Genomic DNA, 24859 nt, shown 5'->3' on the forward strand with positions numbered 1-24859 from the left:
GGTGAGGATTTTCTCTACTGGTTCAAGGCGGCCCCTGGCGGGGCCGCTCGGCCGCGCTGTGCTGTCCCCGCTCGCCAGGTCCTTTTCGGCCCCGTCCTTGTGTCGCTCGGGCAAGCGGGCGGGGCCCGGCCTTCGGCCACCCACCCGCGCCCGGCGACGGGAGGTAGGGCCGGGACCGGGCGAGCGGGACAGCGGCCGACCGACCCCACCAGGGTCCGCAAAACGAAAGATCATGTCCTCGCCGGACGGGCAGGCCAGCAGGATGACCGGGACGCCGTGACAGCTCGCGAACCAGCGGGGACCGGGTTTCGTGTCATCCCGCCGACCTCCACGAGGGCAACCACACGCGTCAAGGGGGCGGAACCAGCCCAACAGTCCAGAATGGACAGAGGTGCCCCCTTGACACGCGCGGTTGGGACGAGCCAGGTCGGCGGGATGACACGAAGCCCTCTTTGACTGAAGCGAGCTTGGGCGTGGGAGACTTGTGCTGTGCGCATCCGACTGAGGCCGTCACTTGTGGGCATCTTGCTCGCGGGAACTGGCGCGTCTCAAGTCCTTGCAGGTGTGGATGGTTCTGTAACCCCTTGGCAGGCCGCATGGCTAGCCTCAACTGTCCTTACAGCGCTGGTAGCAGGCGTACTGACCACGACTGACCCACGGGCATCCATCAAAAAAAATCATTGAAAATGCTGTAGCATTCCCGCACGCCTGGTCGAACATGGCTAGCCGCCGTTTGGACTATCTATCGCGGCAGTAGCGCGAATCCTGCACCACTGCCGCGAGGTCGCGTCCCGGGACAGTCACGGGACACGGGAGTGTCCTCCTCTTTGACCGCCCGCATAACTGCAGGTAGGCGGCATAGATACGGACTCGCAAAACGCCGCACGATGGAACTCCGGGACTGATCCGCCCTTCGGCTTCGCGCTGGTCAGCCTGGTACAACCTCGCTGACCAGCGCGGATACCACCCGGCGATGCGTGTGGCAGGTCGAAGCGCGGGTCGACCTCGCTGCTCCCGCCCGGAACGCCCGCAGCATCGCCGCTGCGACGTCGTACCGGACCCGGCCGCGCGAGCGGCTCAGGTCACCGGAGCCGCCGACGCCGGCTGTGGCTGCCGGCCGCTGAGCCCCAGGATGCGGTGGATCAGCGGCGCGTCCGCGGGCACCGGCACCTCGGGCCCGTAGATGCCCATGTCACGCCCCATCTGCGCGGTCGGCACGAGGTCGCGGTGGACCTGCTCCAGCACGTCGTCGTCCCACGCGGGCGCCTGACCGGTGGCTCGGGCCAGGTCCCAGGTGTGGACGACGACCTCGCCGAGCACCATGCCGCCCACCAGTTCGGCCGGCATCTCGTGCGGCCCGCCCATGTGCGTCGTGCCCGTCCACGCCCCCGGCGCGCTCCACGCGTCGGCCGTGCGGTGGAGCTGCGCGGTCAGGGTCGCCGCCCAGTCGCCGGTGGTGAGGTCGACGTCCGGCTCGGCGGCGGCCGGCGGCGGCACGCTCTCCTTGCGTGCCGCGCCTTCGAGGGACGGACCCCAGAACAGCAGGTGGTGCACCAGCGCGCGCACGTCGTACTCGCTGCACGGCGTGGGCGCGCCCAACTGGTCGGGCTTGGTGCCACCGACGACCTCGACGGCGGTCTTCACGGCCCGGGGGATCAACTGCTCACGAGACATGCCGCCACCGTAGGAACGGGGTGCCGGGCGTGTCTTGAACAAAGGCGACATACGCTCCCGGACGTGACGCGGGACGAGCGCGAGCTGGCCTGGCGCCGCCACCAGCGGCACGAGTTCCTGGAGCCCTCGCCCGACCTGGCGGCGTTCGTCGCGCGGTACTGGGCGGTCGAGTGGACCTACGACCGCCCGTACCGGCAGCTGATCGTGCCCTACCCGAACGTGCAGCTGTCGTTCCACGAGAGCGGGCCCCAGGTGCACGGCGTGTCCAGCGGCCACGTCTTCCAGGAGCTGGACGGGACCGGCCGCGTCTTCGGCGTCGCCTTCCACCCCGGCGCGTTCCGGCCGTTCCTGGGCGCCCCGGTCCAGTCGATCACCGACCGCAGCCTGCCCGCCGCCGACGTGTTCACCGGCCTGCCGGCGCACGCGGACGTGGAGTCGGTCGAAGCGGCGCTGCGCGTGAACCTGCCCGCGCCCGACCCGAGGGCCCGCCACGCGGTCGAGGTCGTCGACCTGGTCATCGCCCAGCCGCACGTCACGCGGGTCGACGTGCTGGCCCGGGAGCTGGGCACCACCGTGCGCAGCGTGCAGAGGCTGTTCACCGAGCACGTGGGCGTCAGCCCGAAGTGGGTGATCCGCCGCTACCGGCTGCGCGAGGTGACCGAGCGGATGGCGGCGGGCGGGCACATCGACTGGGCGGCGCTGGCGGCCGACCTGGGGTACGCGGACCAGTCCCACTTCGTGCGCGACTTCACCGCCATGTTCGGTGAGACGCCGACCCGGTACGCGCAGCGCTACGGCTAGTCCTCCGGCCGCCGCGGGCGACACCCGTCAGGGCGGTTTCCGGCAGGGGCGAGCTCACTCCTCGAACGGGTGACACGCGCCGACCGGTACACCCGACCCCACAGGCGAACCACTCCTGTGCGTGATTCCGCGGCATGTCACCCGTACGGTTGATCGGTCTAGCGAGCCGGGCCCTGTCGGTGCTCCGATCGACGGCACTCGCCGTCGACCGACGTAGGGAGCGCACCATGAACGACATCGACGCCCAGCGACCGGCGCACCGACCGCGGCGCGATCCGCAGGGCACCGCGGAACCGCCGAAGCCCGCCTCGCCGCGGCAGCTCACCGGGCTGGAGTGGTTGGTGCGCCAGGCCCAGCGACGCCGCCCGGAGCGCTAGTCCGGCACCTCGCGCTGGAACGCCGCCCACAGCAGGTTCAACGGGTGGTCGGCCGGGAACTTCGCCCGCTCCTCCTTGCGGGCGAAGACCCCGACCAGGCGCTCCAGCTGCGGCTTCCGGTCGTTCTTCAGCTCCACCACCCGCAGTCCGGACCCCTCGCGCAGCTCGCCGTTCGCGGCGACCACGCCGAGGCCCGAGGTGACGATCATGCAGCCCTCGACCAGACCCGAGCGCAACAGGGACATGCCGTACTGGATTTCGTCGATTTCTGCCGCTATGTCCAGTTCGTTCCGGTAATCCGGGCCGAACCAGCCGCGCAGGAATTCGGCGATCAGCCCGTCGCCCGGGACCACCAGCGGCAGGCCGGGCAGCTCGCCCGTGCCGACGCGGTCGCCGAGCCGGTGCGGCGGCAGGTTCGTGAGCAGCGCCAACCCGCCCCGGCGCCACTCGATGACGTCGAACTCGTCGAACCCGGTCGACCGGCCCGCGGTCGTCACCACGCTGCCGCAGACGATGTCGACCTCCTTGGACTCCAGGCTCGTCCAGATGTCCTTCGTGCGGATGTGCACGACCTTCAGCTCCACGTCCCGCCGGCGGAAGTCCTCCACCACGTGGTGCCACGCCTTCGCCAGCGAGTCGAGCATGAACCGAGTGGTACCCACCGTCAGCGTGGTGCCGAGCTTGCGCCGGCACTCGTGAATCGAATCCAGCCACTCGCTCAGCGTCCGGCGCGCCAATTCCACCAACGCCTCGCCCGTCGGGGTGATCAGCACGTCTTTCCCGCGCCCCTGCTTGACCACGAGCGGCTCGCCGCACAGCTGCTTGAAGTTGCGGTTGAGCGTGTCGACCTGCTTCTGCACGCTGGACTGCTCCCGCCCGAGCACCCGCGCCGCGCGCAGTGCCGACCGCGTCTCGTACACCGCGATCAGCGTCCTGAGCTGGTCCAACGTGGTGTCCAGCAGCACCGGCGAGGCGTGCAGGAGTCTGCTGAGCCGGTTGCCCGCGGGCAGGAGCAGCTGGGTCGAGGTCGACATGCAGGGCCTCTCGGGTCGGGGCGAGATGTTCTACCGGTCAGTTGTACTGAACTTGGCCACAGTTCACGGTGAAATTATCCGAAGATCTTGGTGCTTTCCCTGGACAGTAAGCGGGGCCCGTAAGAGACTTCTTCCGCAACCAGGTGCGTGTTCACGTGGGAGCAATCGTGGGGGGTATTGGGGGGTTGGGGGCCCGCCGGGCGAGAGCCCGGCGGGCCCCCACGTATTAACCTCGTCCCCCGTGACGGTTTCCACCTTGGACTGGGGCACGACGTACCGGGTCACCGTGCTCGACCTCGGCCTGGCCTGCTGCGGCGTCGAGGTCATGGCGGCCCTGGAGGGCCACCGCCCGGAACAGCTCGCCGCCCTAGGGGTCGACCCGGTGCACGCGGCCGGCGAGGCCCACGTGCTCGTCGTGTCCGGCACGGTCACCGACGCCATGTTGCCCGCGGTGATCGCCTCGTACCAGGAGATGCCGGAACCCCGCTACGTCCTGTCCGTCGGGGCGTGCAGCAACACCGGCGGCCCGTACTGGGACTCCTACAGCGTGACCAAGGGCATCGACCAGGTCCTGCCGGTCCACGTGGCCGTCCCCGGCTGCCCGCCGCGCCCCGAGGCGCTGCTGGACGGCCTCGCCGCGCTCCACCGGCTGATCTCGTGAGCGCGGCCTCGGGGGACCTGGCCGCGCGCGTGCCGGGCGCGCGGGTGGAGGCGGCGTTCGGGCAGAGCACGGCGCACGTGCCGCTCGACTCGTGGGTGGCGGCCGCCCGCCACGTGCGCGACGAGCTGGGCTGCGCCCAGTTCGACTGGCTCGGCGTCGAGGACGCGGGCCGGCCGGGCGCCGCCGGTCAGCGGCACGCCGTGCTGCTGCACGTGCTGCACCCCGGGACCGGGGACGGTGTGCTGCTGCGCACCGAGCTGGGGCCGGAGGACGCGCTGCCGAGCGTGGCGGGGCTGTGGGCGGGGGCGGGGTGGCACGAGCGGGAGGCCGCCGAGATGTTCGGCCTGGCGCTCGACCGCGAGGCCGCCCACCTGCTGCTGCCCGACAGCTTCAGCGGGCACCCGCTGCGTAAGGACTTCGTGCTGGCGTCCCGCGTGGTGCGCCCGTGGCCGGGGCGGCTCGAACCCGGTGAGGACGGCACGTCCGCGCCCAGCCGCAGGCGCGCCGCGCCGCCCGGCGTGCCGGACCCGTCGTGGGGACCGCGATACGAGGAGAACACCGGTGACTGACCACACCTCCCCGGGCCGGGACTTCCCGGAGCACGTCTCGCCGGAGCACGACCCCCCCGGCCGGGGCTCGTCCGAGCGCGATCCGGCCGCCCAGGGCGTGCCGGAGGACGTTTCTCCTGGTCGGGGCTCGACCGAGCACGACCCGGCCGGCCGGGGCGCACCGCCCCACGTCTCGCCGGAGCCGGTCGCGGCCACCCTGCCCCCGCGCACCCGCGGCGTGATCGCGCTGCTGGAGGCCAACTGCACGGTGTGCATGATCTGCGCCCGCGAGTGCCCCGACTGGTGCATCCACATCGACTCGCACACCGAGACCGAGCAGGCGCCCGGATCGGCCCGTCCCCGGGCCCGCAACGTGCTCGACCGGTTCGCCATCGACTACGGCTCGTGCCTGTACTGCGGGATCTGCGTGGAGGCGTGCCCGTTCGACGCCCTGCACTGGGCGCCCGACTTCTCCTACCCGGGCACGGGCACCCCGGCGGGCGAGGGCGCCGTGGCCGAGCTGGTCCAGGAACGCGACGTGCTGGGCGCGTGGGTCGCGCACGTGCCGCCCCCGCCGCCGCTGGACGCGGGCGCCGAGCCCGCCCCGGAGAGCACCACCACCCGACCGGCACGACCGGGTGCCGGAACCCCCGGCCGGCCGGGCGCGTTGAGGGGGAGGACGTAGAACAGCCGGAGGCGACGCGACGTGCACAAGCACTTCAACGGGTTGAAGACCGCGTTGCTGCTCGGCGCCATGAGCGCGCTGATCATCGCGATCAGCTCGTTGTTCGGGCGGACCGCCCTGGTCATCGGCCTGCTGCTGGCGCTGGGCGTGAACGCCTACGCGTACTTCAACTCCGACCGGCTCGCGCTGCGCGCGATGCGCGCGCGACCCGTGTCCGAGGTCGAGCAGCCCGCGATGTACCGCATCGTGCGTGAGCTCGCGCAGGCCGCCCGGCAGCCCATGCCGAGGCTGTGGATCAGCCCCACGGCCGCGCCGAACGCGTTCGCGACCGGCCGCAACCCGCGCAACGCCGCCGTGTGCTGCACCACCGGCATCCTGGAGCTGCTGGACGAGCGCGAGCTGCGCGCCGTGCTGGGGCACGAGCTGTCGCACGTCTACAACCGCGACATCCTGATCTCGTGCGTGGCGGGCGCGCTGGCCGGTGCGGTGAGCACGCTGGCGAACCTGGCGATGTTCGCGAGCGTGTTCGGCGGCGACGACGAGGACCGGCCCAACCCGCTGGCCGTGCTGCTGATCGCCGTGCTCGGACCGGTCGCGGCGGGCATCGTGCGGATGGCCGTGAGCCGGTCCCGGGAGTACCAGGCCGACGAGTCGGGCGCGGAGCTGACCGGCGACCCGTTGGCGCTGGCCTCGGCGCTGCTCAAGCTGGAGCACGGCACGCGCGCCGCGCCGCTCGCGCCGGAGCCCGCCGTGGTCGCGCAGTCGCACCTGATGATCGCCAGCCCGTTCCGGCCGGGGGAGCAGCTGGCCCGGCTGTTCTCCACCCACCCGCCGATCCGGGACCGGGTGCGGCGGCTGGAGGAGCTGGCGCGGCGCCACTAGGCGCCGGCCGGCCGTCGGGCGCCGCCGGCTAGCGGGCCTCGCGCGCGACGTTCATGACGTACTGGCCGTAGCCGGACTTCGCCAGCTTCTCGCCCAGCGCGTAGCACTCGTCCGCGCTGATGAAGCCCATGCGCAGCGCGATCTCCTCGGGGCACGCGATGCGCACGCCCTGCCGGTGCTCCAGCACCTGCACGAACTGGCTCGCCTCCACCAGCGAGTCGTGCGTGCCGGTGTCCAGCCACGCGAAGCCGCGGCCCAGGTCCACCAGCTGCGCGCGACCCTGGCGCAGGTAGGTCAGGTTCACGTCGGTGATCTCCAGCTCGCCGCGCGGCGACGGCTTGAGGTTCCTGGCGATGTCCACGACCTGGTTGTCGTAGAAGTACAGGCCGGTGATGGCCTTGTTCGACTTCGGCGCGACCGGCTTCTCCTCGATGCTGACCAGCCGGCCCTCCGCGTCGACCTCGCCCACGCCGTAGCGCTCGGGGTCCTTCACCGGGTAGCCGAACAGCACGCAGCCGTCCAGCGAGGCGGCGTGGTGCTGGAGCACCCGGGAGAAGCCCTGGCCGTAGAAGATGTTGTCGCCCAGGACCAGCGACACGCTGTCGTCCCCGACGAAGTCCGCGCCGATGACGAACGCCTCGGCCAGGCCGTTCGGCTGGGGCTGCTCGGCGTAGGAGACGCTCAGGCCGAACTGCGAGCCGTCGCCGAGGAGGCGGCGGAACAGCGGCAGGTCGGTCGGCGTGGAGATCAGCAGGACCTCGCGGATGCTGGCCAGCATGAGCACCGACAGCGGGTAGTAGACCATCGGCTTGTCGTAGACCGGGAGCAGCTGCTTGGAGACGGCCTGGGTGATCGGGTGCAGGCGGGTGCCGCTGCCCCCCGCCAGGATGATGCCCTTCATCTGCTCTCCCCAGGTAGTTCCCCGTCGCCCGCCCGGGGTCGGCACCGCGGCGTGTTCGCCCGGCGCGGTGCCCCGGAGGGCCATCCACGATGTCGGCCCGCGGGCACCGCGCGTTACCCGCCCGGGGCGGGCACGCGCGTCGGTCAGGTCACCGGTAGTTGGTGAACTGGAGGGCGATGCCGAAGTCGGAGTTCTTCAGCAGCGAGATCACCTCCTGGAGGTGGTCCTTCTTCTTGCCGGTCACGCGCAGCTGGTCGCCCTGGATCTGCGCCTGGACGCCCTTCGGGCCTTCGTCGCGGACCTTCTTGGCGATCTGCTTGGCCTTCTCGCCGGAGATGCCCTGGACCAGGTTCCCGGTGACCTTGAACACCTTGCCGGACACCGCCGGGTCGTCGATCTCGAACGCCTTCATCGAGATGCCGCGCTTGATCAGCTTCTCCCGGAAGACGTCGATCGCTGCCCGGCAGCGCTCCTCGGTCTCGGACTCGAAGGCGATCGCCTCCTCGCCCGCCCAGGCGACCGACGTGCCGGTGCCCCGGAAGTCGAACCGCGTGCTCAGCTCCTTGGCGGCCTGGTTGAGCGCGTTGTCGACCTCCTGGCGGTCGACCTTGCTCACCACGTCGAACGACGGGTCTGCCACGTGCCCGGTACCTCCGCGTCGGTGGATCTGCGAACCGCCCGGAAGCCTACCGGGGATACCCGGTTGCGCGGGGTCCGGCAGGCTTATGTATTGTCTCCACCGCACCCGGGAGACCGGGCGCGGGGCGGGTTGCCCGAGCGGCCAATGGGAGCGGACTGTAAATCCGTCGCGAAAGCTACAGAGGTTCGAATCCTCTACCCGCCACGTTCGACGAGGACCCCTGATCGCGGAAAGCGCGAGCAGGGGTCCTCGCTTTTGTTCGTGGCGGACTGGGGAGGGTTCGTGGCGGCTTGGTCCCTGTTGTCGGTCGGGGAGGACCGGCACTACCAGGGCAACACCGGTTACGCGGACGTGCTGGAGTCGCACTACGAGTTCGACTCGACCGTGACCTACGCCGACCGGGTGGCCGTGGGCGACCTGGTCGTGCTGAAGGACCGGGAGGTCGCGCTCGGGGTCGCCCGGGTGGAGCGCGTCGAGGCCGAGCCGGGGCGGGAGAAGGTCCGGCTGGTCTGCCCGACGTGCCGGCGCACCTCGCTCAAGAAGCGGGCGGTCGCGAGCCCGGCCTACCTGTGCCAGTCGTGCCGGGCGGAGTTCGACGCACCGGTGAACGTGGAGGTGGCGATCACCCGGTACACCGCCCACTACGGCGGCACGTGGCGGAAGCTGGACGGGAAGCCCACCGTCAGGCAGCTGCGCCTGATCGCGTTGAACCGGTCGACGCAGCAGTCGATCAGCCCGCTCGACCCGGACGACCTCCGGGAGCTGCTGGCCGGCATCGCGGTGCCGCTGCCGCCCGTCGTCGGGTCGGGGCCGGTCGGGACGGGGTCGGCAGGGCCGGCGGGGACGCCGCTGCCCGCGGGCCGTCGGCCGGCGCTGGTGCGGGTGCGCATCGGGCAGCAGGCGTTCCGCCAGGAGCTGTCGCGGCGGGACGGGTGGGTCTGCGCCATCACCGGTCCCTGCCCGCCCGGCGCGTTGCAGGCGGCGCACCTGCGGGCCTTCCACGAGCACGAGGAGCACAACCCGGAGGAGGGCGTCCTCCTGCGCGCCGACGTGCACCAGCTGTTCGACCGCGGGCTGATGGCGGTCGACCCGTCGAGCGGCCTGGTCCGCGTGGCGCCGGAGCTGCGCGCCTACCCCGCCTACGCCTCGCTGGAGGGTAGGCGCGCGTCGCTCACCGGGGTCGACCTGGATGCGGTGCGCGAGCACTTCGAAGCCGCCGTGGCCCGCTGGGCGCGGGGGTGAGGCCGGCGCGCAAGCGCTTCCTCTCGCTTGCGTGCCGGCCTCGTAATGCAGCATAACCCATCTCGAACGTCTGTTCGAGGGTCAACTGATCGCCGCGCGCCCCGCCTCCGTCAGCAGGGCCTCCGTGCGCTCGTACAGCCCCACCTCCCGCCGCCCCCTGAGCAGCCCCGCCCGCACGAGGTCGTGCGACACCATCTGGTCGCAGCACGGCAACCCGTCGATGTACAGGTCCGGCTCGCAGCCCCCCGTCAACTGCGCCCTGCCTGCGGCGACCGCCCGCAGCACGGCCCTGGCCCGGCCGGACAGCTCCTCGGCCACGATCATGGCGACCCCCTCGCCCACGCCTCTCATCGCCTGTTTCCCCTCACTTCTCCAGGAGCTCCGACCCGGGTCGCGAGTACCCCTCACCCCCGACTTCACTCGGGTGGACCAGGCGAGATCACCTTGTCGCGTGACAAATGCTGCGCCGACCGGTTGAGCTGTTCAGCCCAACCGAAGTACGGCCGACCGGTCGGCGCTGCGATCGACCCCACGCCGGATCCGGGGCCGGCAGTACCGCTCGCGACCCCGAGACTGAGGGGCATGAGCGAAATCCTCATCGCCCTCGCGGCCCTCGCGCTCGGTGTCGTGGTCGGCCTGCTCCTCCGGAGGGCCGGGCGGGGGCGGCCCTGCGGCCCCGCGGACGCGCGCGAGCTGCTCGACGCGGCGGACGACCTGGAGTACGGGCTGAACGCGGTGCTCAACTTCGGTCCGCTGTCGTCGTCCGAGCTGGTCTCCGTCGGCCTGGGCACCAAGTACGACCGGCTGGTCGCGACCGGGCAGGTGGGCGGGGCCGTGCTGGGCGTGCTGCGGGACCACCTCGACAAGATCGCCCTGCACCCCTACCCCGAGCGGCACCACCTGTTCGCCGCGGTCCGCGAGGACGAGGCCGCGGTCTGGCTCGCGCTGCGCGACGCGGTCGGCAGCGGCGCGGCGCAGCACTCGGCGGCGGCCGAGGCGCGTCGCCTCCTGGACGGCGTCCGGCACGGCCTGCGCCGCGAGGAGCGGTCCCCCGGTCGGGAACTGGTCCGCGTCTAGCGCGCGGGTCCGCGCCGCCGGGTCGGCCACGGCGCCCACGGGCGGCCGGTCGGGTGCCGACGGGCGGCCGGTCGGGTGGCGACGGGCGGCCGGTCGGGTGGCGACGGGCGGCCGGTCGGGTGGCGACGGGCGGCCGGAGCGCCCGCGGGCGGCCGGTCGGGCGGCGACGGGTCCGCGCCCGAACCCGACGCGCGCTGCGGAGTTCCGTAACCGGTTCCGCGCCCGCACCCCCGCCGAGCAGGCGGGACCGGGTGCGCGGATGATCTCCCCGCCCTCGCCGGACGGGCGGTGACGTTGCTCCACGAGGAGGCCGGCACCGGGGTCGTCCTGTTACTTCTCGTGGTAATCGGCTACTCGACCTGCCATTTCGTCGTCCGACCGGGGTACATTGGCAACCTTGGAGGGGTCCTGGTCGGTGTTCGGGACCCCTCAGTCACGCCAGGAGCCCGCAGGCCGCGACCCGGCCCGCCGAGACGACGGCCGACGAGGAGGCTGGATGTCCGACCACGCGTCGGTCGTGGCGCCGGACGCGCCGACCCGGTCGGCGAACCGCGCTTTCACCGTGTTCGCGGGCCTGCTCCTCGTGGCGGGCGCGCTGTCCGCGTTCGTCGTCGGCTCCTGGCTGCCCGACGACCAGGCCGACGGCGCGCTCTACTGGACCGGCCCGCTGCTGGTGATCGGGTTCCTGCTGGCCGAGCAGCTGGCCATCAACGTCGACGTCCGCAGCGGCGTGGCCTGGACCATCTCCTTCACCGAGATACCGCTGGTGCTGGGCCTGCTGGTGGCGCCGTTCGAGGTCGTGCTGGCCGCGCACGTGGTCGCGGGCGTCGGCACGCTGCTGGGCCGCCGGGTGCTCGACCGCGCCGTCTACAACGCGGGCCTGATGTTCATGGAGATCTCGGTGGCCTTCGCGGTCGCCGAGTGGGTGAAGCAGCTGCTGGGGCGGGACGGCCCGTTCTGGGCGGGCGCGTTCGTCGGCACGATCGCGGTGCCGCTGCTGGCCAGCGTCCTCGGCCTGACCGCGCTGCGGACCATGGGCAAGGGGATGCGGGTCGGCCCGTCGCTGCGCCTGGTGCTCCAGACCCTCGTGGTCGCGCTGCTGAACACCTCCGCCGGACTGGTCGGCTACGAGATCGCCACCCGCGCGCCGTGGGGCGGCCTGCTGATCGGGCTGGTCTTCGCCGGCATCACCGCCATCTACCTCGCCTACTCGGGCCTGCTGCGCGAGCAGCGCGACCTGGAGGCGCTCAGCGAGGTCTCGCTGCGGGTCGCCCGCTCCGGCCGCCACGCCACCGGTCCGCGCGGCGCCGGCCCCGACGACGGGGACGGCCGCGCCGAGGACGACGAGTGGCAGCCGATCGCCGAGCGCATCCGCGAGCAGCTCAACGCCAACCGCGTGGTGCTGCGGCTGCGCACCGACCCGCAGGCGCCGATGCGCACCTTCATCGCGGGAGAGCCACTGCCGCCGGGGATGCGCCGCGACGACCCGCGCGTGCTGCGCGAGGACGCCGTGCTCCAGTTGCCCGGCGCGCAGGTGCGCTACTTCCGCCGGGTGGACGCGGGGGAGGAGATCGCCGACTCCCTCATCCGCCGCGACGTGCAGGAGGCGCTGGTCGTGCCGCTGCGCGGGGCCACCCAACTGCTCGGCGCGGTCGAGGTGCACGACCGGCTCAGCCGGTGGCGCGGCTTCGGCAAGTCCGACATCCAGCTGCTGCGCACGCTGGCCAGCCACCTGTCCACCGCGGTCGACAACCGGCGGCTGCTGGCCCGGCTGCGCCACGACGCCTACCACGACCCGCTGACCGGCCTGCTGAACCGGCCGGGCTTCCGCGAGGCCGCGACCGAGCCGATGCGCCAGGCCGACACCGCGATCGTGCTGCGGATCGACCTGGACGTGCTGTCGACCGTGTCCGACGCGCTGGGGCAGACCTGGGCCAACCGGATGGTCGTGGCCGCCGGTCGCCGGCTGCGCGACGAGCTGGGCCCCGAGGTGCCGCTGGCGCGGCTGGAGGGCGGCGCGTTCGCCGCGCTGCTGCTGGACCGGCAGACCGGGTGCGTCCAGGAGATCGCCGAGCGGCTGCGCACCGCGCTGTCCATGCCCTACCCGGTCGACCGGCTCACCGTGGAGGCGGGCGCGGTCGTCGGCTGGGCCACCACCGCCGACTGCGAGGTCGAGGACCCCGACCCGGACGCGCTGCTCCAGCGCGCGGACGTGGCGGTGCGGGCGACCACCGAGAACGAGCCGCTGCGCCAGTACGCGCCGAGCATGGGCCAGATCTTCCTGCGCCGGTTCCAGCTGGTCACCCAGTTCCGCTCGGCGCTGGAGAACGGCCAGATCTCCGTGCACTACCAGCCCAAGGTCGCCCTGCCGAGCCGCCAGGTGGTCGGCGCGGAGGCGCTGGTGCGCTGGAAGCACCCCGAGTTCGGCCGGGTCGACCCGGACGAGTTCGTGCCCGCCGTCGAGGCCACCGGCCTGGTCGACGTGCTGACCGACTTCGTGATGGACCGGGCGCTGGAGCGGGTGCGCCGCTGGCTCGACCGCGGGCTGCGGATGTCGATCGCGGTGAACCTGTCCGTGCGCACGCTGGCCGACGCCGAGTTCCCCGACCGGGTGGCGGCCGCGCTGGCGCGCCACGAGGTGACGCCGGAGCTGCTGACGTTCGAGCTGACCGAGTCCGGCGTGATGGCCGACCCGGAGCGGGCGCTGCCCGTGCTGCGGCGCCTGCACGCGATGGGCGTCGTGCTGGCCGTGGACGACTTCGGCACCGGCTACTCGTCGCTGGCCTACCTGCGGCAGCTGCCGGTGGACGAGGTGAAGATCGACAAGAGCTTCGTGCTCGGCATGGGCACCGACCTGGGTGACATGGCCGTTGTGCGCTCGATCGTGGAGCTGGGCCACTCCCTGGGCCTCATCGTGGTCGCCGAGGGCGTCGAGGACGACGCCGCCCGCGACCAGCTGGTGGGCATGGGCTGCGACGTGGCGCAGGGCTACCTGATCTCCCGGCCGCTGTCCGAGGAGCGCTTCGAGGCGTGGCTGCGGGCGCGGACGGTGCAGGTCAGGGGTGCTCGCGATGAGACGGTGCTCACTTTGGTGCACTGAGACCACCCCCCGATTTCACTCCTGCGGGGCGGTTGTTGTACAGTTCTGATCGCTGCGGGAGAGCAAGCCCCTTTAGCTCAGTCGGCAGAGCGTCTCCATGGTAAGGAGAAGGTCTACGGTTCGATTCCGTAAAGGGGCTCCATATGGCGCGGCCGCAGTGCGTGAGCACTGCGGCTCGCAGTCATGTGAAGCGGTGTAGCTCAGTTGGTAGAGCAAGCGGCTCATAATCGCTGTGTCGCCGGTTCAAGTCCGGCCACCGCTACTCAACACGAAGATCCCCGCCAGGCGGTAAGCCCGCACTGGGTGTCGGGGTTGACGCGCTCTAGGAAGGCAAGGCCGTGGCTGCAACCGACGTACGCCCGAAGATCACCCTCGCGTGCGAGGAGTGCAAGCACCGGAACTACATCACCAGGAAGAACCGGCGCAACGACCCGGACCGCCTGGAGATCAAGAAGTTCTGCCCGAACTGCAAGACCCACCGCTCGCACAAGGAAACCCGCTGAGCCGGTAGCCGGACCCGAACGAGGCCCGTCCCCACTCCGGGGGCGGGCCTCGTCCGCATCCGGCTCACCGCACTCCCGGGTGACCGCGCCCCGTATAACCTCATCGGGTGCCTCTCGACCAGTCCTTCACCGGACGTTCCTACCCGCCGTCGCCCCCGTACGAGGTCGGGCGCGAGAAGATCCGCGAGTTCGCCGAGGCGATCGGGGACGCCAACCCCGCCTACCGCGACCCGGACGTCGCACGGGGCCTGGGACACCGGGACGTGATCGCGCCGCCGACGTTCGCGATCGTGCTGTCGCTCAAGATCAACGACCTGCTCGTCGACGACCCGGAGCTGGGGCTCGACTACAGCCGGGTGGTGCACGGGGACCAGTCGTTCGTCCACCACCGCCCGATCACCGCGGGCGACCGCCTGTCGGTCGTGCTGCACGTCGACGGCATCACCTCCCGCATGGGCAACGACCTGCTGTCGCTGCGCGCCGAACTCCTCGACGAGGACGGCGCGCCGGTGACCACCGCGAAGTCGACGCTGGTGGTCCGGGGGGAGGACGCGTGATCACGGCCGCCGAGGTCTCGGTCGGGGACGTGCTGCCCCCGCTGTCGGTGCGCGTCACCCGCGCCGACCTGGTCCGCTACGCGGGCGCGTCGGGCGACTTCAACCCGATCCACTGGAACGAGCGCTTCGCCCGCGAGGTCGGGCTGCCGGGCGTGATCGCCCACGGGATGCTGACCATGGGCCTGGCCGGCCGGATCGTCACCGACTGGGCCGGCGACCCGGGTGCCGTGGTGGAGTGCGGCGTGCGGTTCGGGCGCCCCGTCCCGGTGCCCGACGAGGGCGAGGGCGCGCTGGTGGAGGTGACCGCCAAGGTCGCCAAGGTGCTCGACGACGGGACGTTCCGGGTGGCCGTCACCGCCGCCTACGAGGGCAAGTCCGTGCTCGGTGGCGCGTTCGCCCGCGTGCGCCTGCCCTAGCCCGTCCCGGAGCCGCCCCGGAAGCCGTCGCACAGGGCGCTGGTGTGCGCCCCGGTGGCGGTCGCGGAGCGCTGCTCCACGCCGTCCACGCTCACCTCGCACGCCACCTCGCCGCCCGCGGGGCCGATGGTGACGGTCAGCACGCCGCGCTCGGGCCCCTCGGGCACGACCAGCTCCCGGTGCCAGGGCAACGAGGTCAGCTCCTCCCGGCGCGTCCCGCCGTCCTCCGCCGAGTAGGTGACGGTGGCCCGCTCCGCCCGCCCGGTGACGTCGTAGACGACCCGGACCGGCGGGGCGGGCGCCGTCAGCCGCGGTACGAGCACGGCGGCGCCCGCCACGAGCACCGCGCAGACCGGGATCAGGAACCACCTGGCGGACCGGCGCTCGGGCGGGTCGGGCTCCGTCATGGGTCGGGCTCCTCGGGTGAAGGCCGGTGGGGCTGAAAGATCCATCGGCGTCGTTCGACCGGCGGTTACAGCCTTCGCCCGAAGGGGTTACCGGGTCAGAAGTTCGAGCAGCTCGCCAGGGCGAAGGGGCCACTGGCGGTGGCGGTCTTCTTCTCCACGCCGTCCACGGTGATGCGGCAGGTGACCGTGCCGCCCTCGGCGCCCGTCGAGGCGCTCAGCGTGCCGCCGCTGAACAGGCCCTTGACGGTGAACTCCTTGGTCCAGGGCAGGGTCGCGGCCTCCTCCTGGTTCACCGCGCTGCCGCCGTCGCTGTAGGTGGAGAAGGTGATGCTCGCGCCGGGGGCGTCGCCGCTGATCTCGTAGACGAGCACGGCCTCCCGGTTCGCCTGCGCCTCCAGGTCGTCCAGGGCGGTGGAGGCGTCGGAGGCGGCCTTGGTGAACACCGCCGCCCAGAGGACGCAGATGACCAGCCCGACGGCGGACAGCGCCACGCCGGCGATCGCCAGGCCCTTGTTGGTCGCCCGGCCGCGGTCGGCCCGAGCCCACCCGACCAGGCCCAGCACCAACCCGAGGATGACCAGCGGCCACGCGACCACCCCGATGACGGGCAGGAAGCTGAACAGCAGACCGACGAGGCCGAGCACGAAGCCCGCGGTGCCCAGGCCGTTCTGCGGCGGGGGCGGGGGGACGGGCGGCTGGTGCTGGAGCTGCGGCGGCTGCGGGTAGGTCACGGGATCTCCTCGAACGGGGACCGCTCGCCGGCGGCGAGCGTGCTGCCCGGAGCATCGGGAAGATCCGCAGTCTGGTTACCCATCGTCACCGGAACGTGTCCAAACAAGCGAAAAGCGCCCCCGAAAGGGCGCTTTTCGTGACGGATAGTCGCTTTTTCTACTGCACCTCGGCCAGCAACTCGGCCATCCGGGTGACGCCGGTCTTCAGGTCGTCGTCGCCCAGCGCGTAGGACAGGCGGAGGTAGCCGGGCGTGCCGAACGCCTCGCCGGGCACCACGGCCACCTCGGCGTGCTCCAGGACCAGCGCCGCCAGGTGCACCGTGTCGGTGATCTCCACGCCGCGCAGCCGCTTGCCGATCAGCGCCTTCACCGACGGGTAGACGTAGAACGCGCCCTTCGGGGTCGGGCACTCCACCCCGGGGATGGCCGAGAGCAGGTCGACGATCGCGCGCCGCCGCCGGTCGAACGCCGCGCGCATCTCGTGCACCGCGTCCAGCGGACCGGAGACCGCCTCCAGGGCCGCGCGCTGCGAGACGTTGGCCACGTTCGAGGTCAGGTGGGACTGGAGGTTCGCGGCCGCCTTCACCACGTCCTGCGGGCCGATCAGCCAGCCCACGCGCCAGCCGGTCATCGCGTACGTCTTCGCCACGCCGTTGAGCACGATCGTCCGGTCCGCCATCGCGGGCACGACCACCGGCAGCGACACCGACTCCGCGCCGTCGTAGACCAGGTGCTCGTAGATCTCGTCGGTGATCACCCACAGGCCGTGCTCCAGGGCCCACTCGCCGATCTCGGTGATCTGCTCGCGGCCGTAGACCGAGCCGGTCGGGTTCGACGGGGAGCACAGCAGCAGCACCTTGGTGCGCGGCGTGCGCGCCGCCTCCAGCTGCTCGACGGTGACCAGGTAGTCGGTCGACTCGTCCGCCGTCACCTGCACCGGCACGCCGCCCGCCAGCGTGATCGCCTCGGGGTAGGTGGTCCAGTACGGCGCGGGCAGCAGCACCTCGTCGCCCGGGTCCAGGATCGTGGCGAACGCCTGGTAGACGGCCTGCTTGCCGCCGTTGGTGATCAACACCTGGGAGGCCGTGACCTCGTAGCCCGAGTCGCGCCGGGTCTTGGCGGCTACGGCCTCCCGCAGCTCCGGCAGGCCGGCGGCGGGGGTGTAGCGGTGGTTGCGGGGGTCGGCGCAGGCCGCCTGGGCGGCGGCCACGATCGCCTCGGGGGTGGGGAAGTCCGGCTCGCCCGCGCCGAAGCCGATCACCGGTCGACCGGCCGCCTTGAGCGCCTTCGCCTTGGCGTCGACCGCCAGGGTGGCGGACTCGGCGATGCCGCCGATGCGCGCCGAGACGCGCGGGTGCTCGGCGGGGTGGTTCTCGGTGGTCGTGTCAGGCGTGCCCATGCCTCCAATCGTGGCAGACGGCACAACCGAGCGGCCCTCGGCACCCCCTCTGACCGGGCCAGTTGGTATCCGGGTCGACTGGTGCCGTATGCTTCCGGTCTTGGAACGCCGAGTCGCTGCCTCACGAGCCACGTGAGGGCGGTGCGGGGCGTCTCCAGCCAGGGGGTTCCAGCCGTGGAACTCCAAAGGGGCGTAGCTCAACTGGCAGAGCAGCGGTCTCCAAAACCGCAGGTTGCAGGTTCAAGTCCTGTCGCCCCTGCGTCGAAGCGCGATGGTGAGCGGAGGACGGCATGAGCGAGGGCCGCGAGCAGGACCAGCCGGACGAGCGCGAGAGCGCGACCCGGCCGGTTACCGCCGCAGCGCGGCGCGAGCGCCGTGGCTCCGCCCGCCCGGCGGGCCGCAAGGACGCCGCGGCCCCGGTGAAGAAGTCGGCCGACGCCGACTCCGACACCGAGGCCGGCAAGGGGCGCGCCACGCGTTCGCGGACGGACCAGGAGAAGCGACCCAACATCTTCGCCAGGCTCGTCCGGTACATCCGTGAGGTGGTCAGCGAGCTGCGGAAGGTCATCTGGCCGACCCGCAAGCAGATGATCACCTACACCGGGGTCGTGCTGGTCTTCGTGGCCTTCATGGTGGCGTTGGTCTTCGGCCTTGACTCGGCCTTCGCCTGGGGCATGTTCCAGGTGTTCGGCTGAGCCGAACACCGCACCGCCCCGGGTGGGGCGGCGGACATGTGATGCACGAGAGGAAGCGAGACCCACAGTGACCTCCGAGAACGGCGTTGACGCCCAGGAGCACAACGACCTGACCGACGAGCGTGACCTCGACGGTGGTGTCGAGCCGGGCGAGGCGTCGGAGGGCACCGGGGAGTCCGCTGCCGACGAGGCCGCCACCGACGGTCCCGACGAGGCCGACGCCGGGACCGGTGAGGTCGACGCCGACGAGGCCGACGCCGACGAGGCCCCGGCCGCTCCGGTCGCCGACATCCACGACGAGCCGGCCGACCCGGCCGCCGAGATGCGCGAGGCCCTGCGCCACGCGCCCGGCGAGTGGTACGTCGTGCACTCGTACGCGGGCTACGAGAACAAGGTCAAGACCAACCTCGAAACGCGCATCCAGACGCTCGACATGGAGGACTTCATCTTCCAGGTCGAGGTGCCGACCGAGGAAGTCACCGAGATCAAGAACGGCCAGCGCAAGCAGGTGCAGCGCAAGGTGCTGCCCGGCTACATCCTGGTCCGGATGGAGCTCAACGACGCCTCGTGGAGCGCGGTGCGCAACACGCCCGGTGTGACGGGTTTCGTCGGCGCGACCTCGAAGCCGTCGCCGCTGACCATCGACGACGTGCTGAAGTTCCTGCTCCCCCAGGTCGAGCAGAAGCCCGCCGCGGGCAAGAAGTCCGCCACGACGCCCACGAAGTCGACCGTCGAGGTGGACTTCGAGATCGGCGAGTCGGTCACGGTCATGGACGGCCCGTTCGCGACGCTGCCCGCGACGATCAGCGAGGTCAACGCGGACGGCCAGAAGCTGAAGGTCCTGGTGTCGATCTTCGGCCGGGAGACCCCGGTCGAGCTGTCGTTCAGCCAGGTCTCCAAGATCTAGCCAGGACAACACGATCTCCGGCTCCCCGCGCCCCCGGCGCGGGGGAGTCGGCAGTCACGCCGCGGCTGGCAGGGTCGCGCGTGGACACCGCAATGAAGGAACCGAGATGCCTCCCAAGAAGAAGAAGCTCGCAGCGGTCATCAAGCTGCAGATCAAGGCCGGTGCCGCGAACCCCGCGCCGCCGGTCGGCCCCGCGCTGGGCCAGCACGGCGTCAACATCATGGAGTTCTGCAAGCAGTACAACGCCGCGACCGAGTCGCAGCGGGGCACTGTCGTGCCGGTCGAGATCTCCGTGTACGAGGACCGCTCGTTCGACTTCAAGCTCAAGACCCCGCCGGCCGCGAAGCTGATCCTCAAGGCCGCCGGCGTCGAGAAGGGCTCGGGCGAGCCGCACCGCGTCAAGGTCGCCAAGGTGACCATGGACCAGGTGCGCGAGATCGCCCAGACCAAGATGGTCGACCTGAACGCCAACGACGTGGACCAGGCCGCGAAGATCATCGCCGGCACCGCCCGCTCCATGGGCATCACGGTCGAGGGCTGAGACCTTTCTCCATCGGTAGTTCGTGGGAGAGCCACGCGCTGGCTCGGCACCACAACTGATCCACTCTTAAGGACAGCAGCATGAAGCGCAGCAAGGCGTACAAGAACGCCGCCGAGCTGGTGGACCGGGAGCGGCTGTACTCGCCGCTGGAGGCCGCCAAGCTCGCCAAGGAGACCTCCAAGGTCAAGCTGGACGCGACCGTCGAGGTCGCCATCCGGCTCGGCGTGGACCCCCGCAAGGCCGACCAGATGGTCCGCGGCACCGTGAACCTGCCGCACGGTACGGGCAAGACCGCCCGGGTGATCGTCTTCGCCACGGGCGACAAGGCCGCCGAGGCCGAGGCCGCCGGTGCCGACGCAGTCGGCACCGAGGAGCTGATCGAGCGCATCCAGGGCGGTTGGCTCGACTTCGACGCCGCGATCGCGACCCCCGACCAGATGGCGAAGGTCGGTCGCATCGCCCGCATCCTGGGCCCGCGCGGCCTGATGCCGAACCCGAAGACCGGCACGGTGACGCCCGACGTCTCCAAGGCCGTGACGGACATCAAGGGCGGTAAGATCAACTTCCGCGTCGACAAGCAGGCCAACCTGCACCTCGTCATCGGCAAGGTGTCGTTCGACCCGGAGAAGCTGGTCGAGAACTACGCCGCCGCGCTGGACGAGATCCTGCGCGCGAAGCCGTCCGCGGCGAAGGGCCGGTACCTGAAGAAGGTCACCGTCTCGACGACGATGGGCCCCGGCATCCCGGTCGACCCGAACCGGACCCGGAACCTGCTCAGCGACGAGGCCGCGGTCTGAGACCCGGCCCTCGTGGCGGAAGCGCCCCCCCGGCTCCGGCCGAGGGGGCGCTTCGCGTTGTGCGGGAACCCGCTCAGGGACAGGTCGACTCGGCCTCGTAGCCGGTGATCACCCAGCTCTTGCTCGGCTGCGCGGTGAGCGTGAACCGGCCGAGCCGCGGGCCGTCGCGCACGGTCAGCTCGCACGAGCTGACCTGGACCGAGCCGCCGGCCGGCGTGCCGCGCATGGTGGCCGGGAAACCGAGCTGGCGGTAGTTCGTCACGTTGGTGACCCGCGGCTTCAGCTTCTCCACCGCCGCCGCGCACTCGCCCTCCCCGAACGCCTCGGCGAACGCCCGGCGCGGCCCGTCCTCCTTGAACAGGCGGCACGCCTCGCCCGCGTCGCCGGTGCCGACGTGCTTGTAGAACAGGGCGACCGTGCCGCTGATGCCGTACGGGGTCTGCGGCGCCAGGACGTTGTTCTCCACGCCGCCGCTGTCCACGGCGATGTCGCCGGGGTCGTCGCCGCCGAAGTACTGCTCGTAGAAGTGGTTGGCCACCAGCAGGGCGACCACCAGGTACACCAGGCGCCGGAACAGCTTGCTGCCCAGCACCACCTGCCACAGCGGCTTCCTCGGCCGCTGGGGCGGTGGCGGAGGGGGCAGAGGTGGCTGCGGGATCATCGGCGGCAGGGGGCCGCCCGGCGCCGCGGGGCTGCCCGGCGGCAGGGCGGGCGTGCCCTGCGCCTGCTGGAAGCGCTGGAACTCCTGGAACCGCTGGAACTCCTGGAACTGCCGGAGCTGTTCCGGGTCGACGTCCGGCGGCGGCGGGTTCCTCGGGGGCTCTTCGGTCACGCGTCACATCATGCCGATTTGGAGCGCCCGGGACACGTCCCGTACTCTGGGTGGCGGTTCACCGAAGACCGCTGGTCATCCGGGTCAACCCGGATCGAAGGTCCCGCTCGACGGGCGACCCGCGCAGGAGAACGAGGAAGCTCAGGCCGTCGAGGTCTGTCCCGCCCCGTGCTGCTGCGCGTGGGCGTTTCGTCTTTTCGAGGGTCCTTCTCCCGGCCGGTGGTCACCCCAGCCCAGAGAGGAGGCGATCATGGCGAAGCCCAGCAAGGTTTCGGCCGTCGCCGAGCTGTCGGACAAGTTCCGCGGTAGCTCGGCCGCCGTCGTCACCGAGTACCGTGGCCTCTCCATGGCGCAGCTCACCACGCTGCGTCGCGCTCTCGGCGCGGGCACCACGTACACCGTTGCGAAGAACACGCTGGTCAAGCGTGCCGCTGAGGACGCGGGCGTCCAGGGTCTCGAAACCCTGCTCGTCGGTCCGACCGCCATCGCCTTCGTCGAGGGCGAGCCGGTCGACGCGGCGAAGGCGCTGCGTGACTTCGCGAAGGACAACAAGGCCCTGGTCATCAAGGGCGGCTACATGGATGGCCGTCCCCTCTCGGTCGACGAGGTTGCCGCGATCGCGGACCTCGAATCCCGTGAGGTGCTGCTCGCCAAGCTGGCGGGCGCGATGAAGGGCAACCTGGCCAAGGCCGCGGGTCTGTTCAACGCCCCGGCTTCCCAGGTGGCTCGCCTGGCTGCTGCCCTGCAGGAGAAGAAGGCCGCGGAGGCCCCCGCCTCCGACGCGTCGGAGGCCACGGCTTCCGACGAGGCCGACGCTCCGGCCGAAAGCTGATCAACCCCAGACACTCCGCGTCCCGGCCGCAGTTCGGGCGTTGAAAGAGAAAGGACCGCCATCATGGCGAAGCTCAGCACCGACGAGCTGCTCGACGCGTTCAAGGACATGACGCTGCTGGAGCTGTCGGCCTTCGTGAAGCAGTTCGAGGAGACCTTCGAGGTCACCGCGGCTGCTCCGGTCGCCGTCGCGGCCGCCGGCCCCGCCGCCGCCGCTGCCCCCGCGGAGGAGGAGAAGGACGAGTTCACCGTCGTCCTCGAGGGCGCCGGCGAGAAGAAGATCCAGGTCATCAAGGTCGTCCGCGAGGTCGTCTCGGGCCTGGGCCTGAAGGAGGCCAAGGAGCTGGTCGAGTCCGCTCCGAAGCCGCTCCTGGAGAACGTGGCGAAGGACGTCGCCGACGCCGCCAAGGAGAAGCTCGAGGCCGCCGGCGCCAAGATCTCGCTCAAGTGATCTAGCGCTCCACGCCGCTACGAGGGCGGGCACCCGGACCGGGTGCCCGCCCTCGTGCTGTTCAGGGCCGTGCGGACCGCCGAAGGGGACTGGAAAAACTTGCCTACTCGTGGGTAGGGTCGTGCCGGTGGTAAGCGTCACGTCGTTACCCAGTTGAGACTGCGTTGACCCAACTGGCGAGTAACCACGACGCGGCGACCTCGTTGCACCGGTATGACGCCGGCCTGTCCGGCGTCACCGCCGGTGCCGTCGAAGCGGGAGGTGCGATGGGCGTCGAGGTGGTGGTCGAGGGCCTGACGAAGTCCTTCGGCAAGCAGACCATCTGGCGGGACGTCACGCTCACCCTCCCGCCGGGTGAGGTCAGCGTCATGCTCGGGCCCTCCGGGACGGGCAAGTCGGTGTTCCTGAAGTCGCTGGTCGGCCTGCTCAAGCCCGAGCGGGGCAGGATCGTCATCAACGGCACCGACCTGGTGCGCTGCTCCGAGCACAAGCTCTACGAGATCCGGAAGCTGTTCGGCGTCCTGTTCCAGGACGGCGCGCTGTTCGGCTCGATGAACCTCTTCGACAACGTGGCGTTCCCGCTGCGCGAGCACACCCGGAAGACCGAGGCCGAGGTCCGCCGGATCGTGCTGGAGAAGATGGAGATGGTCGGCCTCGTCGGCGCGGAGAAGAAGCTCCCCGGCGAGATCTCCGGCGGGATGCGCAAGCGCGCCGGCCTGGCCCGCGCCCTGGTGCTCGACCCCGAGATCATCCTGTGCGACGAGCCGGACTCCGGCCTCGACCCGGTCCGCACGGCCTACCTGAGCCAGCTGCTGATCGACCTGAACGCGCAGATCGACGCGACCATCCTGATCGTCACGCACAACATCACGCTGGCCCGCACGGTCCCGGACAACCTGGGGATGCTGTTCCGCCGCGAGCTGGTCATGTTCGGCCCCCGCGAGGTGCTGCTGACCAGCGACGAGCCGGTGGTGGCGCAGTTCCTCAACGGCCGCCGCCTCGGGCCGATCGGCATGTCGGAGGAGAAGGACCAGGCCACGATGGCCGCCGAGCTGGCGCACCTGCGGGCGGGCCACTCGGACGGCTCGCCCGACGAGGACGTGCGCGGCGTGGTGCCCCAGCTCGAACCGACGCCCGGCCTGCCGCCGCGCCACGCGGTGCGCCGCCGCAAGGACCGGGTGATGAGCGTCCTGCACGCGCTGCCCGCCGACGCGCAGCAGGGCATCATCGAGAGCCTCACCACCGACGAGCGCCGCCACTACGGCGTGATGGCGGGCAGCGCGGCCCCTGCCGCGACCTCCTCCGTAGCCTCCTCCGCGGCACCCTCCGCGGCCCCCACCGCCCCGCCGGCGCCCAGCCCGTGGCCCCGGCAGGGGGGCGTGCTGTGAGCGCGCAGGCCACGTTCCCCGGCGCCGGCGCGCTGCGCGAGACCGGCCAGATGTTCGCGCTGGGCATCGACGTGGTCCGCAACACCTTCCGCCGCCCGTTCCAGCTGCGCGAGTTCATCCAGCAGTGCTGGTTCGTGGTGAGCGTGACCGTGCTGCCGACGGCCCTGGTGTCCATCCCGTTCGGCGCGGTCATCGCCCTCCAGCTCGGCTCGCTGACCCGCCAGCTCGGCGCCCAGTCGTTCACCGGCGCGGCGAGCGTGCTGGCGATCATCCAGCAGGCCAGCCCGATCGTGACGGCCCTGCTCATCGCGGGCGCGGGCGGCTCCGCGATCTGCGCCGACATCGGCTCCCGCAAGATCCGCGAGGAGATCGACGCGATGGAGGTGCTGGGCGTCTCGCCGATCCAGCGCCTGGTGGTGCCGCGCGTGCTGGCCGCGATGCTGGTCAGCGTGCTGCTCAACGGCATGGTCAGCGTGGTCGGCGTGATGGGCGGCTACTTCTTCAACGTCGTGCTCCAGGACGGCACGCCCGGCGCGTACCTGGCGAGCTTCAGCGCCCTGGCCCAGCTGCCGGACCTGTGGATCTCCGAGATCAAGGCGCTCATCTTCGGCTTCATCGCGGGCATCGTGGCCGCCTACCGCGGCCTCAACCCGGCGGGCGGCCCCAAGGGCGTCGGCGACGCGGTCAACCAGGCCGTGGTCATCACGTTCCTGCTGCTGTTCTTCGTGAACTTCGTGCTGACCACGATCTACCTCCAGGTCGTCCCGGCGAAGGGGAGCTGA

29 protein-coding genes and 4 tRNA genes are annotated in these 24859 nt (G+C 71.4%); 24 read left to right on the forward strand and 9 right to left on the reverse strand.

Going from position 1 to position 24859, the window contains the following annotated elements; translation table 11 throughout:
- Window positions 1–1077: 1077 nt before the first annotated feature.
- Complete coding sequence (locus Q5530_RS09430) at window positions 1078–1674, reverse strand: TIGR03086 family metal-binding protein (protein ID WP_415361835.1); 597 nt, start codon at window positions 1672–1674, stop codon at window positions 1078–1080.
- Window positions 1675–1737: 63 nt separating this feature from the next.
- Between Q5530_RS09430 and Q5530_RS09435 the strand changes: the two genes are divergently transcribed.
- Both Q5530_RS09435 and Q5530_RS09440 read left to right on the forward strand, forming a co-directional pair.
- Entirely contained in the window at window positions 1738–2475 is a 738-nt protein-coding gene (locus tag Q5530_RS09435) for an AraC family transcriptional regulator (protein WP_415361836.1), read from the forward strand.
- A gap of 227 nt (window positions 2476–2702) precedes the next feature.
- A complete protein-coding gene (locus Q5530_RS09440) occupies window positions 2703–2852 on the forward strand; it encodes a hypothetical protein (protein WP_415361837.1) in 150 nt (49 codons plus the stop codon).
- Here Q5530_RS09440 and Q5530_RS09445 read toward each other — a convergent pair.
- The gene (locus Q5530_RS09445; protein WP_380634378.1) at window positions 2849–3886 is read right to left on the reverse strand and encodes a LysR family transcriptional regulator; all 1038 of its coding nucleotides are present in this window, start codon (window positions 3884–3886) and stop codon (window positions 2849–2851) included. The genes Q5530_RS09440 and Q5530_RS09445 overlap by 4 nt on opposite strands.
- Window positions 3887–4127: 241 nt before the next feature.
- Here Q5530_RS09445 and Q5530_RS09450 point away from each other — a divergent pair, with 241 nt between their 5' ends.
- The 4 genes from Q5530_RS09450 to htpX are packed head-to-tail and all read left to right on the forward strand — an operon-like array spanning window position 4128 to window position 6662.
- A complete protein-coding gene (locus Q5530_RS09450; RefSeq protein ID WP_380634376.1) occupies window positions 4128–4547 on the forward strand; it encodes an NADH-quinone oxidoreductase subunit B in 420 nt (139 codons plus the stop codon).
- Window positions 4544–5116 carry an NADH-quinone oxidoreductase subunit C gene (locus Q5530_RS09455; protein WP_380634374.1) on the forward strand — a complete coding sequence of 191 codons (573 nt, stop codon included), beginning with the start codon at window positions 4544–4546 and terminating at the stop codon, window positions 5114–5116. Before Q5530_RS09450 ends, Q5530_RS09455 begins: the two co-directional genes overlap by 4 nt.
- Window positions 5109–5780 (forward strand): 4Fe-4S binding protein, encoded by a 672-nt coding sequence (locus tag Q5530_RS09460; RefSeq protein WP_415361838.1) that lies wholly within the window; start codon window positions 5109–5111, stop codon window positions 5778–5780. The genes Q5530_RS09455 and Q5530_RS09460 overlap by 8 nt, the downstream gene beginning before the upstream one ends.
- Window positions 5781–5801: 21 nt before the next feature.
- On the forward strand, window positions 5802–6662 hold the full coding sequence (gene htpX / locus Q5530_RS09465) for a zinc metalloprotease HtpX (RefSeq protein WP_415361839.1): 861 nt from the start codon (window positions 5802–5804) through the stop codon (window positions 6660–6662).
- A gap of 28 nt (window positions 6663–6690) precedes the next feature.
- Here the strand turns inward: htpX and rfbA are convergent, their stop codons facing one another.
- A complete protein-coding gene (gene rfbA, locus Q5530_RS09470; RefSeq protein ID WP_415361840.1) occupies window positions 6691–7563 on the reverse strand; it encodes a glucose-1-phosphate thymidylyltransferase RfbA in 873 nt (290 codons plus the stop codon).
- A 148-nt stretch (window positions 7564–7711) separates the two neighbouring features.
- Window positions 7712–8203, reverse strand: coding sequence for a YajQ family cyclic di-GMP-binding protein (locus Q5530_RS09475; RefSeq protein ID WP_415361841.1), 492 nt, complete (start codon window positions 8201–8203; stop codon window positions 7712–7714).
- A gap of 123 nt (window positions 8204–8326) precedes the next feature.
- Here Q5530_RS09475 and Q5530_RS09480 point away from each other — a divergent pair.
- Window positions 8327–8407: transfer RNA gene (locus Q5530_RS09480), tRNA-Tyr, on the forward strand.
- 78 nt (window positions 8408–8485) lie between these two features.
- Window positions 8486–9445 carry an HNH endonuclease gene (locus Q5530_RS09485; protein ID WP_415361842.1) on the forward strand — a complete coding sequence of 320 codons (960 nt, stop codon included), beginning with the start codon at window positions 8486–8488 and terminating at the stop codon, window positions 9443–9445.
- 81 nt (window positions 9446–9526) lie between these two features.
- On the opposite strand, the gene Q5530_RS09490 is transcribed toward Q5530_RS09485, so the two are convergent.
- Window positions 9527–9796, reverse strand: coding sequence for a hypothetical protein (locus Q5530_RS09490; RefSeq protein ID WP_380634363.1), 270 nt, complete (start codon window positions 9794–9796; stop codon window positions 9527–9529).
- A 231-nt stretch (window positions 9797–10027) separates the two neighbouring features.
- On the opposite strand from Q5530_RS09490, the gene Q5530_RS09495 reads away from it, so the two are divergent.
- The 7 genes from Q5530_RS09495 to Q5530_RS09525 all read left to right on the forward strand — a co-directional run bounded on the left by Q5530_RS09495 (window position 10028) and on the right by Q5530_RS09525 (window position 15098).
- The gene (locus Q5530_RS09495; protein ID WP_415361843.1) at window positions 10028–10522 is read left to right on the forward strand and encodes a hypothetical protein; all 495 of its coding nucleotides are present in this window, start codon (window positions 10028–10030) and stop codon (window positions 10520–10522) included.
- A 496-nt stretch (window positions 10523–11018) separates the two neighbouring features.
- Window positions 11019–13622, forward strand: coding sequence for a putative bifunctional diguanylate cyclase/phosphodiesterase (locus Q5530_RS09500; protein WP_415361844.1), 2604 nt, complete (start codon window positions 11019–11021; stop codon window positions 13620–13622).
- Window positions 13623–13688: 66 nt separating this feature from the next.
- Window positions 13689–13764, forward strand: a tRNA-Thr gene (locus tag Q5530_RS09505).
- Window positions 13765–13811: 47 nt separating this feature from the next.
- Window positions 13812–13884 (forward strand) — tRNA-Met (locus Q5530_RS09510).
- A gap of 76 nt (window positions 13885–13960) precedes the next feature.
- The gene (gene rpmG / locus Q5530_RS09515; RefSeq protein ID WP_319976887.1) at window positions 13961–14125 is read left to right on the forward strand and encodes a 50S ribosomal protein L33; all 165 of its coding nucleotides are present in this window, start codon (window positions 13961–13963) and stop codon (window positions 14123–14125) included.
- Between the two features lie 107 nt (window positions 14126–14232).
- Window positions 14233–14682, forward strand: coding sequence for a MaoC family dehydratase N-terminal domain-containing protein (locus tag Q5530_RS09520; protein WP_415361845.1), 450 nt, complete (start codon window positions 14233–14235; stop codon window positions 14680–14682).
- Window positions 14679–15098 carry a MaoC family dehydratase gene (locus Q5530_RS09525; RefSeq protein WP_415361846.1) on the forward strand — a complete coding sequence of 140 codons (420 nt, stop codon included), beginning with the start codon at window positions 14679–14681 and terminating at the stop codon, window positions 15096–15098. The genes Q5530_RS09520 and Q5530_RS09525 overlap by 4 nt, the downstream gene beginning before the upstream one ends.
- On the opposite strand, the gene Q5530_RS09530 is transcribed toward Q5530_RS09525, so the two are convergent.
- The 3 genes from Q5530_RS09530 to Q5530_RS09540 all read right to left on the reverse strand — a co-directional run bounded on the left by Q5530_RS09530 (window position 15095) and on the right by Q5530_RS09540 (window position 17635).
- Window positions 15095–15505, reverse strand: a complete 411-nt coding sequence (locus Q5530_RS09530; RefSeq protein ID WP_415361847.1) for a hypothetical protein — start codon at window positions 15503–15505, stop codon at window positions 15095–15097. The two genes, Q5530_RS09525 and Q5530_RS09530, sit on opposite strands and share 4 nt — an antisense overlap.
- Before the next feature lie 95 nt (window positions 15506–15600).
- Window positions 15601–16236, reverse strand: coding sequence for an MmpS family transport accessory protein (locus tag Q5530_RS09535; RefSeq protein WP_415361848.1), 636 nt, complete (start codon window positions 16234–16236; stop codon window positions 15601–15603).
- Between the two features lie 157 nt (window positions 16237–16393).
- Window positions 16394–17635, reverse strand: a complete 1242-nt coding sequence (locus Q5530_RS09540; RefSeq protein WP_415361849.1) for a pyridoxal phosphate-dependent aminotransferase — start codon at window positions 17633–17635, stop codon at window positions 16394–16396.
- 186 nt (window positions 17636–17821) lie between these two features.
- Here Q5530_RS09540 and Q5530_RS09545 point away from each other — a divergent pair.
- From Q5530_RS09545 to rplA, 5 genes are all read left to right on the forward strand, one after another.
- A tRNA-Trp gene (locus Q5530_RS09545) sits at window positions 17822–17894 on the forward strand.
- Window positions 17895–17925: 31 nt separating this feature from the next.
- Complete coding sequence (gene secE / locus Q5530_RS09550; protein WP_415361850.1) at window positions 17926–18330, forward strand: preprotein translocase subunit SecE; 405 nt, start codon at window positions 17926–17928, stop codon at window positions 18328–18330.
- A gap of 67 nt (window positions 18331–18397) precedes the next feature.
- Window positions 18398–19237, forward strand: coding sequence for a transcription termination/antitermination protein NusG (gene nusG, locus Q5530_RS09555; protein ID WP_415361851.1), 840 nt, complete (start codon window positions 18398–18400; stop codon window positions 19235–19237).
- Between the two features lie 106 nt (window positions 19238–19343).
- Window positions 19344–19778 carry a 50S ribosomal protein L11 gene (gene rplK, locus Q5530_RS09560; protein WP_380634348.1) on the forward strand — a complete coding sequence of 145 codons (435 nt, stop codon included), beginning with the start codon at window positions 19344–19346 and terminating at the stop codon, window positions 19776–19778.
- Between the two features lie 80 nt (window positions 19779–19858).
- The gene (rplA, locus tag Q5530_RS09565) at window positions 19859–20575 is read left to right on the forward strand and encodes a 50S ribosomal protein L1 (RefSeq protein ID WP_380634346.1); all 717 of its coding nucleotides are present in this window, start codon (window positions 19859–19861) and stop codon (window positions 20573–20575) included.
- A gap of 73 nt (window positions 20576–20648) precedes the next feature.
- On the opposite strand, the gene Q5530_RS09570 is transcribed toward rplA, so the two are convergent.
- Complete coding sequence (locus tag Q5530_RS09570; RefSeq protein ID WP_415361852.1) at window positions 20649–21407, reverse strand: hypothetical protein; 759 nt, start codon at window positions 21405–21407, stop codon at window positions 20649–20651.
- Window positions 21408–21657: 250 nt separating this feature from the next.
- Between Q5530_RS09570 and rplJ the strand changes: the two genes are divergently transcribed.
- From rplJ to Q5530_RS09590, 4 genes are all read left to right on the forward strand, one after another.
- Window positions 21658–22239 (forward strand): 50S ribosomal protein L10, encoded by a 582-nt coding sequence (gene rplJ / locus Q5530_RS09575; protein ID WP_415361853.1) that lies wholly within the window; start codon window positions 21658–21660, stop codon window positions 22237–22239.
- A gap of 63 nt (window positions 22240–22302) precedes the next feature.
- A complete protein-coding gene (gene rplL, locus Q5530_RS09580) occupies window positions 22303–22689 on the forward strand; it encodes a 50S ribosomal protein L7/L12 (protein WP_415361854.1) in 387 nt (128 codons plus the stop codon).
- Between the two features lie 266 nt (window positions 22690–22955).
- On the forward strand, window positions 22956–24077 hold the full coding sequence (locus Q5530_RS09585; protein ID WP_415361855.1) for an ABC transporter ATP-binding protein: 1122 nt from the start codon (window positions 22956–22958) through the stop codon (window positions 24075–24077).
- Between the two features lie 50 nt (window positions 24078–24127).
- Entirely contained in the window at window positions 24128–24859 is a 732-nt protein-coding gene (locus Q5530_RS09590; RefSeq protein ID WP_380634647.1) for an MlaE family ABC transporter permease, read from the forward strand.

The sequence above is a fragment of the Saccharothrix sp. BKS2 genome (assembly GCF_047689505.1).
In the GTDB taxonomy this organism is placed as follows: domain Bacteria; phylum Actinomycetota; class Actinomycetes; order Mycobacteriales; family Pseudonocardiaceae; genus Actinosynnema; species Actinosynnema lopnurensis.